10 protein-coding genes are annotated in these 14,942 nt (G+C 62.9%); all 10 read left to right on the top strand.

Annotated elements, in window-relative coordinates; genetic code table 11:
* The first annotated feature begins 4 nt into the window (after window positions 1–4).
* The 10 genes from ACLV74_RS00680 to ACLV74_RS00635 all read left to right on the top strand — a co-directional run bounded on the left by ACLV74_RS00680 (window position 5) and on the right by ACLV74_RS00635 (window position 14,847).
* Window positions 5–679, top strand: coding sequence for a type 4a pilus biogenesis protein PilO (locus ACLV74_RS00680; RefSeq protein WP_411877433.1), 675 nt, complete (start codon window positions 5–7; stop codon window positions 677–679).
* Window positions 676–1,227, top strand: a complete 552-nt coding sequence (locus tag ACLV74_RS00675; RefSeq protein ID WP_411877432.1) for a pilus assembly protein PilP — start codon at window positions 676–678, stop codon at window positions 1,225–1,227. Before ACLV74_RS00680 ends, ACLV74_RS00675 begins: the two co-directional genes overlap by 4 nt.
* On the top strand, window positions 1,224–3,341 hold the full coding sequence (pilQ, locus tag ACLV74_RS00670) for a type IV pilus secretin PilQ (protein ID WP_411877431.1): 2,118 nt from the start codon (window positions 1,224–1,226) through the stop codon (window positions 3,339–3,341). Before ACLV74_RS00675 ends, pilQ begins: the two co-directional genes overlap by 4 nt.
* A gap of 168 nt (window positions 3,342–3,509) precedes the next feature.
* Complete coding sequence (locus tag ACLV74_RS00665) at window positions 3,510–4,034, top strand: shikimate kinase (protein ID WP_411877430.1); 525 nt, start codon at window positions 3,510–3,512, stop codon at window positions 4,032–4,034.
* A 45-nt stretch (window positions 4,035–4,079) separates the two neighbouring features.
* Entirely contained in the window at window positions 4,080–5,195 is a 1,116-nt protein-coding gene (gene aroB / locus ACLV74_RS00660; RefSeq protein ID WP_411877429.1) for a 3-dehydroquinate synthase, read from the top strand.
* A gap of 20 nt (window positions 5,196–5,215) precedes the next feature.
* Window positions 5,216–6,415, top strand: a complete 1,200-nt coding sequence (locus tag ACLV74_RS00655) for a deoxyguanosinetriphosphate triphosphohydrolase (RefSeq protein WP_411877428.1) — start codon at window positions 5,216–5,218, stop codon at window positions 6,413–6,415.
* Window positions 6,416–6,438: 23 nt separating this feature from the next.
* Window positions 6,439–7,689, top strand: a complete 1,251-nt coding sequence (locus tag ACLV74_RS00650; protein ID WP_411877574.1) for a CynX/NimT family MFS transporter — start codon at window positions 6,439–6,441, stop codon at window positions 7,687–7,689.
* 207 nt (window positions 7,690–7,896) lie between these two features.
* Complete coding sequence (locus ACLV74_RS00645; RefSeq protein ID WP_411877427.1) at window positions 7,897–9,045, top strand: ABC transporter substrate-binding protein; 1,149 nt, start codon at window positions 7,897–7,899, stop codon at window positions 9,043–9,045.
* A 107-nt stretch (window positions 9,046–9,152) separates the two neighbouring features.
* Complete coding sequence (locus ACLV74_RS00640; RefSeq protein WP_411877426.1) at window positions 9,153–9,863, top strand: transposase; 711 nt, start codon at window positions 9,153–9,155, stop codon at window positions 9,861–9,863.
* A 238-nt stretch (window positions 9,864–10,101) separates the two neighbouring features.
* Window positions 10,102–14,847: a glutamate synthase-related protein gene (locus ACLV74_RS00635; RefSeq protein WP_411877425.1), complete on the top strand. Its 4,746-nt coding sequence runs from the start codon at window positions 10,102–10,104 to the stop codon at window positions 14,845–14,847.
* Window positions 14,848–14,942: the final 95 nt, after the last annotated feature.

The raw sequence follows: 14,942 nt of genomic DNA, 5'->3' as shown, positions 1-14,942 counted from the left end.
GATCATGGCAAAACCCCCCAAAGTCTCCGTCGATTTCTCGGCGATCCAAAACAACCTGAAGGCCCAGTTCAGTGGACTCGATCCCAATGACCCGCCCTCATGGCCGGCGCTTCCGCGCTATCTCCTGTGCGTTGCTGTCACGGTTGGCGTGGTCGTCGCGTTGTGGTTTGTCTGGTTGAGTTCCTCGGACGAAGAACTTGTGGCCGAGCAGGCCAAAGAGGTTCAACTGAGAGAAGACTACAAGAAGAAGCTGGTGCAGGCGATAAATCTGGACGCATTGAAGAAGCAACGCGAGCAGGTCCAGCAGTATGTGACCCAGCTTGAGAAGCAGCTGCCCAGCAAAGCCGAAATGGATGCCTTGCTGTCCGACATCAACCAGGCCGGCCTTGGCCGTAGCCTGCAGTTTGAACTGTTCCGGCCGGGACAAGTGAGCGTGAGGGAGTATTACGCTGAATTGCCAATTGCGGTCCGCGTCACCGGTCGATATCACGATATGGGTGCTTTTGCCGCCGACATCGCCAACCTTTCCCGTATCGTTACCCTGAACAACCTGACCCTGGTTCCAGGCAAGGATGGCAACCTCACCATGGACACCACGGCCAAGACTTTCCGCTATCTGGACACTGAAGAAGTGGCCCTGCAGCGCAAGAATGCGCCTGCCAAGGGAGCCAAAAAATGAAGCTTGCCAGTTATGCGCTCACGGGAGGCTTGATGCTGATGTCGCTTGGGCTGGCCGGTTGCGGCTCGTCCGACCAGGAAGAGTTGCAGCAGTGGATGACGGAACAGCGTAACGCGATCCGGCCCCGCGTGGAACCCCTGCCGGAACCTACCAAATTCTCGCCGCAAGCCTATGTTCAGGAAGGTGCCATAGAGCCCTTCAGCAACCAGAAACTGACCCAGGCGCTCAAGCGCGACTCCAGCCAGGCGACGTCCAATGTGGCGCTGATAGCGCCGGAGTTGAGCCGGCGCAAGGAGCCCCTGGAGGCCTATCCCCTGGACGCGACCTTCATGGTGGGGAGTTTGATCAAAGTGGGGCAGCCGGTGGCGCTGGTCAAGGTTGACAACCTGGTTTACCAGGTGCGCGCCGGCAACTACCTTGGACAGAATTACGGCCGTATTACGAAAGTGACCGAAACAAGCGTTGCCCTGCGTGAGATCGTGCAGGACGCCGCGGGCGAATGGATTGAGCGGACGGCGACTTTACAGCTTTTAGAGGGATCAAAATGAACAAGCAGACGTGGGCATTTGAGGCAGAGGGTATGGGAGGCGGCCTGAAGCGTTTGCTTGAACGTGTATTGCGCGGCGCTTCGTTAAGCATGGCACTGGCATTGCTGGCGGCGCTGCCGCAGGCCGCCCAGGCGCAAAATTCGATCCAATCGGTGACCGGCTCGGTTCAGGGCGGCTCGGAAATCATCCGCATAGACCTGGCCGAGCCTCTTGCCGCAGTTCCCACCGGATTCAGCATCCAGGCGCCTGCGCGCATTGCCCTTGACTTTCCCGGTGTCAGCAATGCCATGGGGCGGTCCGCAGTGGACATGAACATGGGAAACCTGCGTTCGGCAAACGTGGTTCAGGCCGGGGAGCGGACGCGGGTCGTGCTCAATCTCAAGGCGCCATCGACCTACAAGGCCGAGATTCAGGGAAAATCCCTGGTAATCACGCTGGACTCCTCCGCGACGGCGGCATCGTCTCCGGCGCCGGTGCAGGTATTTGCGGAGAGCCGTAATCGTGACGTGCTGCCGCTCAAGGACATCGACTTCCGCCGCGGAACCGACAGCAGCGGGCGCATCGTCGTGGGTCTGTCCAATAACGAAGTCGGCGTTGACATCCGCCAGCAGGGCCAGACCCTGGTGATTGAATTCCTGAAGACGGCCTTGCCCGAAGGCCTGCGCCGCCGGCTTGATGTGGCGGACTTCGGCACGCCTGTGCAAACTGTGACGACTTTCCAGACGGGCGACAAGGTCCGGATGGTGGTGGAGCCCAAAGGTGCCTGGGAACACAGCGCGTACCAGAGCGACAACCAGTTTGTCCTCGAAGTCCGCCCGCAAAAGGTTGACCCGACCAAACTGACCCAGGGTCCAGGCTATAGCGGCGAGAAACTCTCCCTGAATTTCCAGAACATTGAAATTCGCTCCCTTTTGCAAGTCATTGCCGATTTCACGAACTTCAATATCGTCACTTCCGACTCCGTGTCGGGCAGCGTCACGTTGAGGCTCAAGGATGTGCCATGGGACCAGGCGCTGGATATCATTTTGCAGTCCAAGGGTCTGGGCATGCGAAAAAACGGCAATGTACTGGTGATCGCTCCCAAGGACGAATTGGCCGCCAAGGACAAGCTCGATCTGGAGTCCCGCAATGCCATACAGAATCTTGAAGCCGTCCGGACGCAGTCTTTCCAGATCAATTACGCCAAAGCCGCGGATATCGCGACCCAGCTCAGCGCAGCCGGGACGGGGCCAGCCAGCGCCCGGATACTGTCAAACCGGGGCAGCGTCATTGCGGAAGCCCGGACCAACCAGCTGTTTGTGACCGACATTCCGTCCAAACTTGAGCAGGTTCAAGGCCTGATCGCCAAATTGGACGTGGCGGTGCGCCAGGTGCTTATCGAGGCGCGGATTGTGGAAGCGTCGGATACGTTCGGAAAATCGCTGGGCGTGCGGCTCGGCGGCCAGCCCTTCAACCAGAATACCAACTCTTCTTTCGGTGGCAGCTACAGCGCGACGACGGCAGGTACGACTGCCGGCCAATTCCTGAGCCTGCCGGCCGTGGGGCAGAACGGCTTCTCGGCGGCCACGTTTGCCGTCTCCTTGTTCAACGCCGCCAAGACGCGATTCCTCAATCTCGAGATTTCCGCCTCTGAAGCGGACGGCAAGACCAAGATTGTGTCGAGCCCGCGGGTTGTCACGGCGGACCAGGTGAAGGCGCTGATCGAGCAGGGCACGGAACTGCCCTACCAGCAAGCGACTTCCAGCGGCGCAACTTCTATCGCCTTCCGCAAGGCCAACCTGAAACTTGAGGTCACGCCGCAGATCACGCCAGAGGGCAACATCATCCTCAACGTCGACGTGAACAAGGACAGCGTGGGCCGCGAAACTTCAAATGGTTTTGCGATCGACACCAAGCACATCCAGACGCAGGTGCTGGTGGAAAACGGCGGAACGGTCGTGATCGGCGGTATTTTTGAACAGAATGACCGCGACAACGTCACCAAGGTTCCGCTCCTCGGCGACCTGCCTGGTGTGGGTAATCTCTTCAAACAGACAACCCGCTCCGCGACCAAGTCCGAAATGCTGGTGTTCATCACGCCCAAGATGCTGACCAACGGCTCGGCGCTTCGTTAGGCTTACGCAGGGCCGGGCCACCGTGAGGCGGGGGCAGGCCTGGTGCGAAAATGCAGGTAATGGCGGGCCCTTTGGGGCCTGTCGCGTTTGTGAAGCCGTTTCTTTTTCTTCCCTTCCTGTCCATGCATCCGGGGCAAATGCCTCCAGACTCCATTGAATGCAAACCCGTTGAGAATCGCCTGCGTGGGCCTGCCGGGTTCGGGGAAGTCCACGGTCGGCCGGCACCTGGCTCGCAAGATGGGGCTGCGATTCATCGACTCGGACCAGGTGATAGAGCAGCGCATCGGCTGCTCCATACGCGAGTTTTTCGAGCGTGAAGGCGAGAACGCATTCCGCGACATCGAGCAGCAGGTCATCGACGAGTTGACCTTGGGCCAGGCTTGCGTGCTATCCAGTGGCGGCGGAACCGTATTGCGACCCGCCAATCGGCTGCATCTTCGCGAGCGCTCCCAGGTGGTTTACCTGCACTCCGTTCCGGAGGAGGTATTTCGCCGCCTGCGGCACGACCAGAACCGGCCCCTGCTTCAGGTCGCCGACCCGCTGGCCCGGCTCAGGGACCTCTACGCCGCCCGCGATCCCCTGTACAGGGAAACCGCCCACTTCGTCATCGAAACCGGCCGGCCTTCGGTGTCGACCCTGGTCAACATGATCCTCATGCAACTGGAGCTGGCCGGGCTGATGCCCGCGCCCTAGGGGTCTGGGTGCTTGCCGGGCCCGAGTCCCTCTACACTTCCCTCCATGCACGCAAATTCCTCTTCCACGGCGGCGCGGGTCCAGATCGAGCTGGCCGAGCGCAGCTACCCGATCATCATCGGCAACGGGCTTCTTGGGAATCCGCTGACATACCAGGATCTTCCGAAAGCCGCCACCGCGCTTGTGGTGTCGAATACGACGGTCGCCCCCTTGTACGCGGCACAACTGAGCCACGCATTGAAGCAGCATTACGCCAAGGTGCTGCTGGTCAACTTGCCCGACGGCGAAGTCCACAAGGACTGGCCCACGTTGCAACTGATCTTTGATGCTTTGCTGGAAAACGGCTGCGACCGTAAAACTGTCATGTTCGCGCTGGGTGGTGGCGTGGTGGGCGACATGACGGGTTTTGCCGCGGCCAGCTACATGCGCGGCGTGCCCTTTGTGCAGGTGCCCACCACCTTGCTGGCACAGGTGGACTCCTCAGTGGGCGGCAAGACCGCGATCAACCATCCGCTGGGCAAGAACATGATTGGCGCGTTTTACCAGCCCTTGCTGGTCGTCTGCGACCTCGATGCGCTGCAGACTTTGCCTGCGCGCGAACTGAGCGCGGGCCTGGCCGAAATCATCAAGTACGGACCGATTGCCGACATGGCCTTCCTGGCGTGGATAGAGGCCAATCTCGACGGCTTGATGGCCCGCGAACCGGCGGCCATGGCCCATGCGATCCAGCGCAGTTGCGAGATCAAGGCCCGGGTCGTGGGGCAGGACGAGCGTGAAGCCGGCCTGCGGGCCATCCTGAATTTTGGCCATACCTTCGGCCACGCGATTGAATCCGGCCTGGGGTATGGCGAATGGCTGCATGGCGAGGGCGTGGGTTGCGGCATGGTCATGGCCGCGCACCTGTCCGAGCGTCTGGGTCTGGTCGACATGGCTTTTGTCCAGCGGCTGACAAAGCTCATCCGGCGCGCCGGCTTGCCGGTCAAGGCGCCGGTGCTGTCGGCTGGCGACAATGCCGGCCGCTACCTTGAACTGATGCGCATCGACAAAAAATCCGAAGCCGGCGAAATCCGGTTCATCGTGATCGACGGCCCCGGCAAGGCGGCGCTTCGCAGCGCGCCCGATGCGATTGTGCGCGGCGTGATTGACCAGTGCTGCGCATGACGCCGCAGAAAGCCTGAACCATGAGCCTGGCGCCCTATGCCTGTGATCCCGCGCTTTCGCGCGGGCGCCGTTACGCCGAGCCGGCCGCGCCCACGCGTTCCGACTTCCAGCGCGACCGCGACCGCATCGTGCATTCCACGGCCTTTCGGCGCCTGGTCTACAAAACCCAGGTCTTCCTGAATCATGAAGGCGACTTATTCCGCACCCGCCTGACCCACTCGCTCGAGGTCGCGCAACTGGGGCGCTCCATTGCCCGCACGCTGCAGCTCAATGAGGACCTGGTGGAGGCCGTCGCGCTGGCCCATGACCTGGGCCACACGCCTTTCGGCCATGCCGGCCAGGACGCCCTTAATGCCTGCCTCAAGGCCGGCTACCCCGAGAGCGCGGGCTTTGAACACAACCTGCAAAGCCTGCGCGTCGTGGATGCGCTGGAAGAGCGCTACCCCGCCTACAACGGCCTGAACCTCAGCTTCGAGACGCGCGAAGGCATCCTCAAGCATTGCTCACGGCGCAATGCGCGCCACATTGAAGCGCGCGAACCGGGCGGAGTGGCCCGCCGCTTTGTCGAGCAACCCGCCGAAGGCCCGCACTGGCAGCAGCCCAGCCTCGAGGCGCAGCTCGCCAACCTGGCCGATGAGATTGCCTACAACGCGCACGACATCGATGACGGCGTGCGCTCGGGCCTGCTGACGCTGGAGCAACTCGAGGACGTGGAGCTCTTCAGCCAATACTGCCGCGAGACACGCCTGGCTTATCCCTCCCTGCAAGGCCGCCGGCTGTTGTTTGAAACCATACGACGCATGCTCAGCGCACAGGTCTACAACGTGATGGATGCGACCTGGGCCGCCATCCACAAGGCGGCGCCCGCCAGCGTGGACGACGTGCGCCAGAACGCGGCGCTGGTCTGTTTCACGCCCGAGATGGCGCAGCAGTCCGCGTCGCTCAAGCGCTTCCTGCTGCAAAACCTCTACCGCCACCCGAAAGTGGTTGAAACCACGGTGGCCGCCAAGCAGGTGGTCCGCGATTTGTTCGAAGCCTATATGGCCGACCCGGCGCAGATGCCGCAAGCCCACATCGATCGCTTTGACGGCATTGACGCGCCGCATGCCGCTGGGGCCAAGCCCGAGCGGGTGGTGGCCGATTACATTGCCGGCATGACGGACCGCTTTGCCGCCAGGGAGCATGAGCGCCTCAAGGGACGCGCCGCTTTCGCGGCGTGAGCCCACCGTCCGCTTCACCTGATGTGACCGAGTTCAAGCCGGACACCGCCGCCAGCCCGCTGGCCGCCTGGTACGTAATCGCGGCCGGGGTGGTAGCCGCGCTGCATGTCGGCAAGCTGCCGCCCGCCTTGCCTGTGCTGGGCCAGGTGCTGGGGGTCTCGTTGTTGCAGGCCGGTTTCCTGCTCTCGCTCGTTCAGCTGGCCGGCATGACGCTCGGCCTGTTGACCGGATTGGCGGTGCAGCGTGTGGGCCTCAAGCGCAGCATGGCGGCCGGCCTGGGCCTGCTGGCGCTGGCCAGCGCCCTTGGGGCGATGGTCCCCAATGTGTATGGATTGTTGGCGACGCGCGTCCTGGAAGGCCTTGGATTTTTATGGGTGGTGCTGCCCGCGCCGGCGCTGCTGCGCCGGCTGGTGCCGAAAGAAAAACTCAGCGGCATGCTGGGCATGTGGGGCGCGTACATGCCTCTGGGTGCCTCGCTGGCTTTGCTGGCCGGGCCTTTTGTCATCAATTGGGGCACGCCGCAATTGGGCTGGCGTATCTTGTGGTGGTTGCTGGCCGCTGTGGCCGCAGCGCTGGCCCTGGCTGTTGCGTGGCGTGTGCCGGCGGAGCCGCCCGTCGCCGTCCATGGCCACGCTCGTGCCTCCAGCGGCCGATTGATAGGCGCGACCTTGCGTTCACGCCCAGCCTGGCTTCTGGCCATGACCTTTGCGATGTATTCGGGGCAGTGGCTCGCGGTCGTGGGCTTTCTGCCATCCATCTACGCTCAGGCCGGTGTGGCTGGCGCCTGGGCAGGCCCGCTCACGGCGCTTGCCGCCGCCGTCAACATCATCGGCAACGTCGCCGCCGGGCGGTTGCTGGGGCGCGGCCTTCCACCGCTGGCCCTGCTCGGTACGGGTTTTCTGGTGATGGCGGGCGGTGCCCTGCTGGCTTTTTCGGCGCAGGTTTCACCCACGCTGCAGTACCTGGCGATTTTGGGGTTTTCCATGCTCGGCGGCCTGGTTCCCGCCACCTTGTTCAGCCTGGCCGTCCGTTTGGCCCCCGGTGCGGACACCGTCTCCACCACCGTGGGCTGGATGCAGCAATGGTCGGCGCTCGGCCAGTTCGCGGGACCTCCGCTGGTGGCCTGGGTGGCTGCCACGGCCGGAAACTGGCAATGGACGGGTTGTGTCACGGCGGCCAGTTCCGCCCTTGGCCTCGTGCTGGCGCTGCAGCTGCAGCGTTTGCCGGCCCTGCGTGCGGTGGAGCACATAGCGGCCCGCGCCGAAAAAAAATAAATCCGCAAGCGCCGAAAGCGAAAACGAAAGGCCACAACACGGCGCATAGGCTTATGACGTGTCGGCATTTCTCCGCTGTTTTTTTGGGGCCGCACGGATTACGCTCAGCATCTGCGCACAGTTTGAGACATTTTCTGGAACAGTCCGCGCAGGTTGCAATGCAGGCATCAAACCTGCTTAGCTACTTCGTACTCAAAGGTGTTTGTCATGGGCTTCAATCGGCGTCAGTTAATTCTCAGTGGTGTGTCCGCAGGTGCCGTGGTGGCAAGCCCTGTGCTGTGGGCGCAAAGCAAGACTGCACGGAAAATCGTCGTCGGGCAATCCGTGCCGCTCACGGGTGCCGCAGACCAGATCGGCCTGGCCTACCTGAATGGCGCCAAGATCTACTTTGATGCGATCAATGCCAAGAACGGCGCGGGCGGCTACAAGATCGAAGTCAAGGCCCTGGACGACGGCTACGCCCCCGCCAAGGCCGCCGCCAACGCCAAGCAACTGATCGAAGAAGGCGTCGATGCGCTCTTCGGTTTCACCGGCACCGCCAGTTGCGATGCCGCTTTCGCCGCCGCCAAGGCATCAGGAACCCTGTTCTTCGCGCCCTTTGCCGCGTCGGATGCGCTGCACGATCCCGCGCTGACCAACGTGTTTCACGTGCGTCCCGCGCTGGCCGATGAGGCCTACAAGATCGCGCGTCATTGCGCCACGCTGAACCAGGACCGCATTGCCGTGTTCGCCGAAGACGACGCCATGGGGCGCGGCGGCCTGGCCGCCGTCAACCAGGCACTGATAGATCTGAAGCGCCCGGCCATCGTCGGCAGCGCGCTGTCGCCGGTCAATAGTGACAAGGTCGACGCGGCCGTGGCGGCACTGATGAAAGCGCAACCCCAGGCCATCATTCAGGTCAGCCTGTTCAATTCCTCGGCGGCCTTTATCCGCAAGATGCGCCAGGCCGGTTTCGGCGGGCAGTTTCTGAATTTTTCCGTGGTCGGTATTGATCCCCTGTTCAGCGCCCTGGGCAAGGAAATCGGCGGCATCGTCATCTCGCAGGTGGTGCCTTCGCCGCGCAGCACGGGCACGCCCATCATCAAGGAATACCTGGACGTGCTGAACCAGACCGACCAGACGCCCAGCTATGAAAGCGTGGAAGGGTTCATCGCAGCCCGCACTTTCGCCGAAGGCGTGCGCCGCGCCGCCGCTGGCAGCGGAAAGCCTGACCGGGCCGGCCTGCAAAAAGCGTTTGAGGGCATGACGGATTACGACGTAGGTGGTTTTCGCGTCAATCTGCGGCCCAAAAAATACGAATCGGTGCGCGCGATCGACCTGGTCACTATCACGCCCGACGGCAAGGTCGTTCGCTAAGCGGGTTCGCCCCAAAATCGCACGCGGCGATTTTGGGTGCGGGGTGCAGGTGAAAAATCGGGGTCGGATTCCAATATCATGGTGCGAACTCCAGGCATTGCACCTTCATGGCCCGTCTTCCCCGTCTGACCCTTCCCGGCTGCGCGCACCACATCATCCAGCGCGGCAATAACCGCCAGACTGTTTTTTCTTCTGCGGCTGACCAGCAAATGCTGCTGACGCTGCTCGGCGAAAGTGCCCGAAAATTCGGCGTTGCCTTGCATGCCTATGTGCTGATGGACAACCACTTCCATTTGCTGGCCACCCCCTCCACGGCAGACGGCCTGCCGCAGATGATGCAGGCGGCGGGACGGCGCTACGTGCGCTACTACAACGACAGTCAGGGGCGCAGCGGCACCCTGTGGGAGGGACGTTACCGTGCAACCGTGATCCACGCTGAGCGCTACCTGCTGCCCTGCATGGCCTACATGGACCTCAATCCCGTGCGCGCGGGGCTGGTGGCCGAAGCCAAAGACTACCCGTGGTCCAGTTACCGCCATTACGCCGGCCTGCGGGTCGACAGCCTGCTCACGCCGCACCCGCTGGTCTGGGCGTTGGGCAACACACCGTTCGCGCGTGAAGCGGCCTACGCCGAACTGGTGCGCGCCGGCATCACGCTGGAGCAGCAAGACCTGCTGACGCGCTCGGCCCTCAGCGGCTGGGCACTGGGGGAGGGCGATTTCCTGGCCGAACTGCAAAAACGTACCGAGCGCCGTGTGAGTAAAAACCAGGCGGGGCGGCCGCCGATGATGCCAAAAGAAGACCCTCCATTGGATTGAGTACTGCCATTAGGGGGCGTGTGCTATTGAATTAGATATGTCCCCAATTAAATGTTGATTGATTTAATCGATATTTAATTAGAATCTGACCCTATTTAAAGTTCTTGGCATTGTTGTTGCAGTGCACTATGCTCCCATTCCCTGCGAAAAATTATGAACCTTGCGGATGGAAGCGCTGCCGGCCCCTTTTTCGAGGCCGCCTTGCACCGCCGTCATCCCCACCTGACGAGGAATTGCCATGGCCACGGCTGCTGAAATCAAGCATTTTGAAGAAAACGGTTTGTACTCCGGAGCTAACGAGCACGATGCCTGTGGCGTCGGTTTCGTGGCCCATATCAAGGGGCACAAAAGCCACGCCATCGTCCAGCAGGGCCTCAAGATCCTCGAAAACCTGGACCACCGGGGCGCAGTGGGGGCTGACAAACTCATGGGCGACGGTGCCGGCATATTGATCCAGCTGCCCGACGCGCTCTACCGCGAAGAGATGGCAACCCAGGGCGTTCAGTTGCCCCCGCCCGGTGAGTACGGCGTGGGCATGGTGTTTTTGCCGAAAGAGCACGCCTCCCGCCTGGCCTGTGAACAGGCCCTGGAGCGCGCCGTCAAGGCCGAGGGCCAGGTGCTGCTGGGCTGGCGCGACGTGCCGGTCAACCGCGACATGCCCATGTCGCCCACGGTGCGCGCCAAAGAACCCATCCTGCGGCAGATCTTCATAGGCCGCGGCAACGACGTCATCGTGCAGGACGCGCTGGAACGCAAGCTGTATGTGATCCGCAAGACCGCCAGCGCCGCCATCCAGAACCTGCGGCTGACGCACAGCAAAGAATATTACGTGCCCAGCATGTCCAGCCGCACCGTGGTCTACAAGGGCCTGCTGCTGGCCGACCAAGTGGGCACCTACTACCGCGACCTGACCGACACGCGCTGCGTTTCGGCCCTGGGCCTGGTGCACCAGCGTTTTTCCACCAACACCTTTCCCGAGTGGCCGCTGGCCCACCCCTACCGTTACGTCGCTCACAACGGCGAGATCAACACCGTCAAAGGCAACTACAACTGGATGAAGGCGCGCGAGGGCGTGATGTCCTCGCCGGTGCTGGGCGCCGACCTGCAAAAGCTTTATCCGATCAGCTTTGCCAGCCAGTCCGACACCGCCACCTTCGACAACTGCCTGGAATTGCTGACCATGGCCGGCTACCCCATCAGCCAGGCCGTGATGATGATGATTCCCGAGCCCTGGGAACAGCACACCACCATGGACGAGCGCCGCAAGGCTTTCTATGAATACCATGCCGCCATGCTGGAGCCCTGGGACGGCCCGGCTTCCATCGTCTTCACCGACGGCCGCCAGATCGGCGCCACGCTGGACCGCAACGGCCTGCGCCCCTCGCGCTACTGCGTGACCGACGACGACTTGGTCATCATGGCCTCCGAATCGGGCGTGCTGCCCATCCCCGAGCACAAAATCGTGCGCAAGTGGCGTCTGCAGCCCGGCAAGATGTTCCTGATCGACCTGGAACAGGGGCGCATGGTCGATGACGAGGAAATCAAGGCCACGCTGGCGCACAGCAAGCCTTACAAGCAGTGGATTGAAAACCTGCGCATCAAGCTGGACGACGTGGCCGGCAAGGCCGCAAAAGCCGCGCCGGTGACCGCGCCCGCCGTTTCCGACATTGCTTTGCTCGACAGGCAGCAGGCCTTCGGCTACACCCAGGAAGACATCAAGTTCCTGATGTCCCCCATGGCCGCCAACGGCGAGGAAGCCACCGGCTCCATGGGCAACGACAGCCCGCTGGCCGTGCTGTCCAACAAGAACAAGCCGCTGTACAACTACTTCAAGCAGCTGTTCGCGCAGGTGACCAACCCGCCTATCGACCCGATTCGCGAAGCCATCGTGATGTCGCTCGTGTCCTTCATCGGCCCCAAGCCCAACCTGCTGGACATCAACCAGGTCAACCCGCCGATGCGGCTGGAAGTCAGCCAGCCGGTGCTCAACGTGGCCGACATGCAAAAGCTGCGCGACATCGAGGCGCACACCCAGGGCAAGTTCAAGAGCTACACCCTGGACATCACCTACCCGCTGGCCTGGGGCCACGAAGGCGTCGAGGCCAAGCTGGCTTCGCTGTGCGCCGAGGCGGTCGACGCGATCAAGGACGGCAAGAACATCCTGATCGTCAGCGACCGCGGCATCAGTGCCGCGCAGGTCGCCATCCCGGCCCTGCTGGCCCTGTCGGCCATCCATCAGCACCTGGTGAAGGAAGGCCTGCGCACCACGGCCGGCCTGGTGGTGGAAACCGGCTCCGCGCGCGAAGTGCACCATTTCGCGGTGCTCGCCGGCTACGGCGCCGAAGCCGTGCATCCCTACCTCGCCATGGAAACCCTGGGTGAGCTGTCCAAGGGCCTGCCGGGCGATCTCAGCACCGACAAGGCCGTCTACAACTACACCAAGGCCATCGGCAAGGGCCTGTCCAAGATCATGTCCAAGATGGGCGTGTCGACTTATATGAGCTACTGCGGCGCCCAGCTGTTCGAGGCCATAGGCCTGAACCGCGACGCCGTGGCCAAGTTCTTCACCGGCACCGCCAGCCAGGTTGAAGGCATGGGTGTGTTCGAGATCGCGGAGGAAGCCCTGCGCATGCACCGCGCCGCCTTCAGCGACGACCCGGTGCTGGCCACCATGCTGGACGCCGGCGGCGAATATGCCTGGCGCGTGCGCGGCGAAGACCACATGTGGACGCCCGACGCGATCGCCAAGCTGCAGCATTCCACGCGCTCCAACAACTGGAACACCTACAAGGAATACGCCCAGCTGATCAACGACCAGAACCGCCGCCACATGACCTTGCGCGGTCTGTTCGAGTTCAAGATCGACCCGTCCAAAGCCATCCCCATCGACGAGGTCGAGCCGGCCAAGGACATCGTCAAGCGTTTTGCCACCGGCGCCATGTCGCTGGGCTCCATCAGCACCGAGGCCCACGCCACATTGGCCGTGGCCATGAACCGCATAGGCGGCAAGAGCAACACGGGCGAGGGCGGTGAAGACCCCAACCGTTATCGGCAAGAGCTCAAGGGCATCCCGATCAAGAAGGGCGAAACGCTCAAGAGCGTGATCGGCCCTAAACAGGTCGAGGTCGACCTGCCGCTGCAGGACGGCGACTCGCTGCGCTCGCGCATCAAGCAGGTCGCGTCGGGCCGTTTCGGCGTCACAGCCGAATACCTGGTCTCGGCCGACCAGATCCAGATCAAGATGGCGCAGGGCGCCAAGCCCGGCGAGGGCGGCCAGTTGCCCGGCGGCAAGGTCAGCGAGTACATCGGCGCCCTGCGCTATTCGGTGCCCGGCGTCGGTTTGATCTCGCCCCCGCCGCACCACGACATCTATTCGATCGAGGATTTGGCCCAGCTGATCCATGACCTGAAGAACGTGAACCCGCGCGCCAGCATCAGCGTCAAGCTGGTCAGCGAAGTCGGCGTCGGCACCATCGCGGCGGGCGTGGCCAAGGCCAAGTCCGACCACGTGGTGATCGCCGGCCATGACGGCGGCACGGGCGCCTCGCCCTGGTCGTCCATCAAGCATGCCGGCTCGCCCTGGGAAATCGGCCTGGCCGAGACCCAGCAGACCCTGGTGCTCAACCGCCTGCGCGGCCGCATCCGCGTGCAGGCCGACGGCCAGATGAAAACGGGCCGTGACGTCATCATCGGCGCGCTGCTGGGCGCCGACGAGTTCGGTTTCGCCACCGCGCCGCTGGTGGTCGAAGGCTGCATCATGATGCGCAAGTGCCACCTCAACACCTGCCCCGTCGGCGTCGCCACGCAGGACCCGGTGCTGCGCCAGAAATTCAGCGGCAAGCCCGAGCACGTCGTCAATTACTTCTTCTTCGTCGCCGAAGAGGCCCGTCAGCTCATGGCTCAGCTCGGCGTGCGCAAGTTCGACGACCTGATCGGCCGCGCCGACCTGCTGGACACGCAAAAAGGCATCGAACACTGGAAGGCCAGCGGCCTGGATTTCGCCCGCCTGTTTTACCAGCCCAACGTGCCGGCCGACGTGCCGCGCATGCACGTCATGGAGCAGGACCACGCACTGGAAAAAGCGCTGGACGTGCGCCTGATCGAAAAATCGAAGGCCGCAATTGAAAAGGGCGAAAAAGTCCAGTTCATCGAAGTGGCGCGCAACGTCAACCGCACGGTCGGCGCCATGCTGTCGGGCGAGCTGACGCGCCACCATCCGCAGGGCCTGCCCGACGACACCCTGCGCATCCAGCTGGAAGGCACGGGCGGCCAGTCCTTCGGCGCCTTCCTGGCCAAGGGCATCACCATGTACCTGATAGGCGATGCCAACGACTACACCGGCAAGGGCCTGTCCGGCGGCCGCATCGTGGTGCGCCCCAGCATCGACTTCCGCGGCGATGCGGTGAAGAACACCATCGTCGGCAACACCGTGCTCTACGGCGCGACCACCGGCGAGGCCTTCTTCAGCGGCGTGGCCGGCGAACGTTTTGCCGTGCGCCTCTCGGGCGCCACGGCGGTCGTTGAAGGCACGGGCGATCACGGCTGCGAATACATGACGGGCGGCACTGTCGCGGTGCTGGGCAAGACCGGCCGCAACTTCGCCGCCGGCATGAGCGGCGGCGTGGCCTATGTGTACGACGAAGACGGCTTGTTTGCCACACGCTGCAACACTTCCATGGTCTCCATGGACCGCATCGTCACCACGGCCGAGCAGCACACCCATGACAAGGCCGACTGGCATGCCGAGCAAAGCGATGAGGAACTGCTCAAGCGCCTGCTGCAGGACCACAACCGCTGGACCGGCAGCAAGCGCGCGCGCGAATTACTGGACAACTGGAGCGAGTCGCGGCTGAAGTTCGTGAAGGTTTTCCCGAACGAATACAAGAAGGCCCTGATCGAGCGCAAGGAGCGCCGGCTGGAAGCCGCCACCGAGACCACCCGCGCCCAGGTTGCCACAAACCAGGAAGCGGTGGCGGCCAAGTAGGCCGGCGCGGCACCCCCCGTTCGCATGGAATTGACCGCTGCGGCGTCCCTTGCCCTTGTTGGGCAGGGGCCGGCAGCCTGAAAAGTTAAAAGAAT

It is taken from the genome of Polaromonas sp. YR568, assembly GCF_943369415.1.
Taxonomy (GTDB): domain Bacteria; phylum Pseudomonadota; class Gammaproteobacteria; order Burkholderiales; family Burkholderiaceae_C; genus Polaromonas.
This window is presented reverse-complemented; position numbering and strand designations above follow the sequence as displayed.

What these genes read in the sequence shown, in the direction of transcription:
- ACLV74_RS00680 (WP_411877433.1), top strand. Translation starts at nt 5, where the DNA reads ATGGCAAAACCCCCCAAAGTCTCCGTCGATTTCTCGGCGATCCAAAAC.
- ACLV74_RS00655 (WP_411877428.1), top strand. Translation starts at nt 5,216, where the DNA reads ATGAGCCTGGCGCCCTATGCCTGTGATCCCGCGCTTTCGCGCGGGCGC.
- ACLV74_RS00640 (WP_411877426.1), top strand. Translation starts at nt 9,153, where the DNA reads ATGGCCCGTCTTCCCCGTCTGACCCTTCCCGGCTGCGCGCACCACATC.
- ACLV74_RS00645 (WP_411877427.1), top strand. Translation starts at nt 7,897, where the DNA reads ATGGGCTTCAATCGGCGTCAGTTAATTCTCAGTGGTGTGTCCGCAGGT.
- aroB (WP_411877429.1), top strand. Translation starts at nt 4,080, where the DNA reads ATGCACGCAAATTCCTCTTCCACGGCGGCGCGGGTCCAGATCGAGCTG.
- ACLV74_RS00635 (WP_411877425.1), top strand. Translation starts at nt 10,102, where the DNA reads ATGGCCACGGCTGCTGAAATCAAGCATTTTGAAGAAAACGGTTTGTAC.
- ACLV74_RS00675 (WP_411877432.1), top strand. Translation starts at nt 676, where the DNA reads ATGAAGCTTGCCAGTTATGCGCTCACGGGAGGCTTGATGCTGATGTCG.
- pilQ (WP_411877431.1), top strand. Translation starts at nt 1,224, where the DNA reads ATGAACAAGCAGACGTGGGCATTTGAGGCAGAGGGTATGGGAGGCGGC.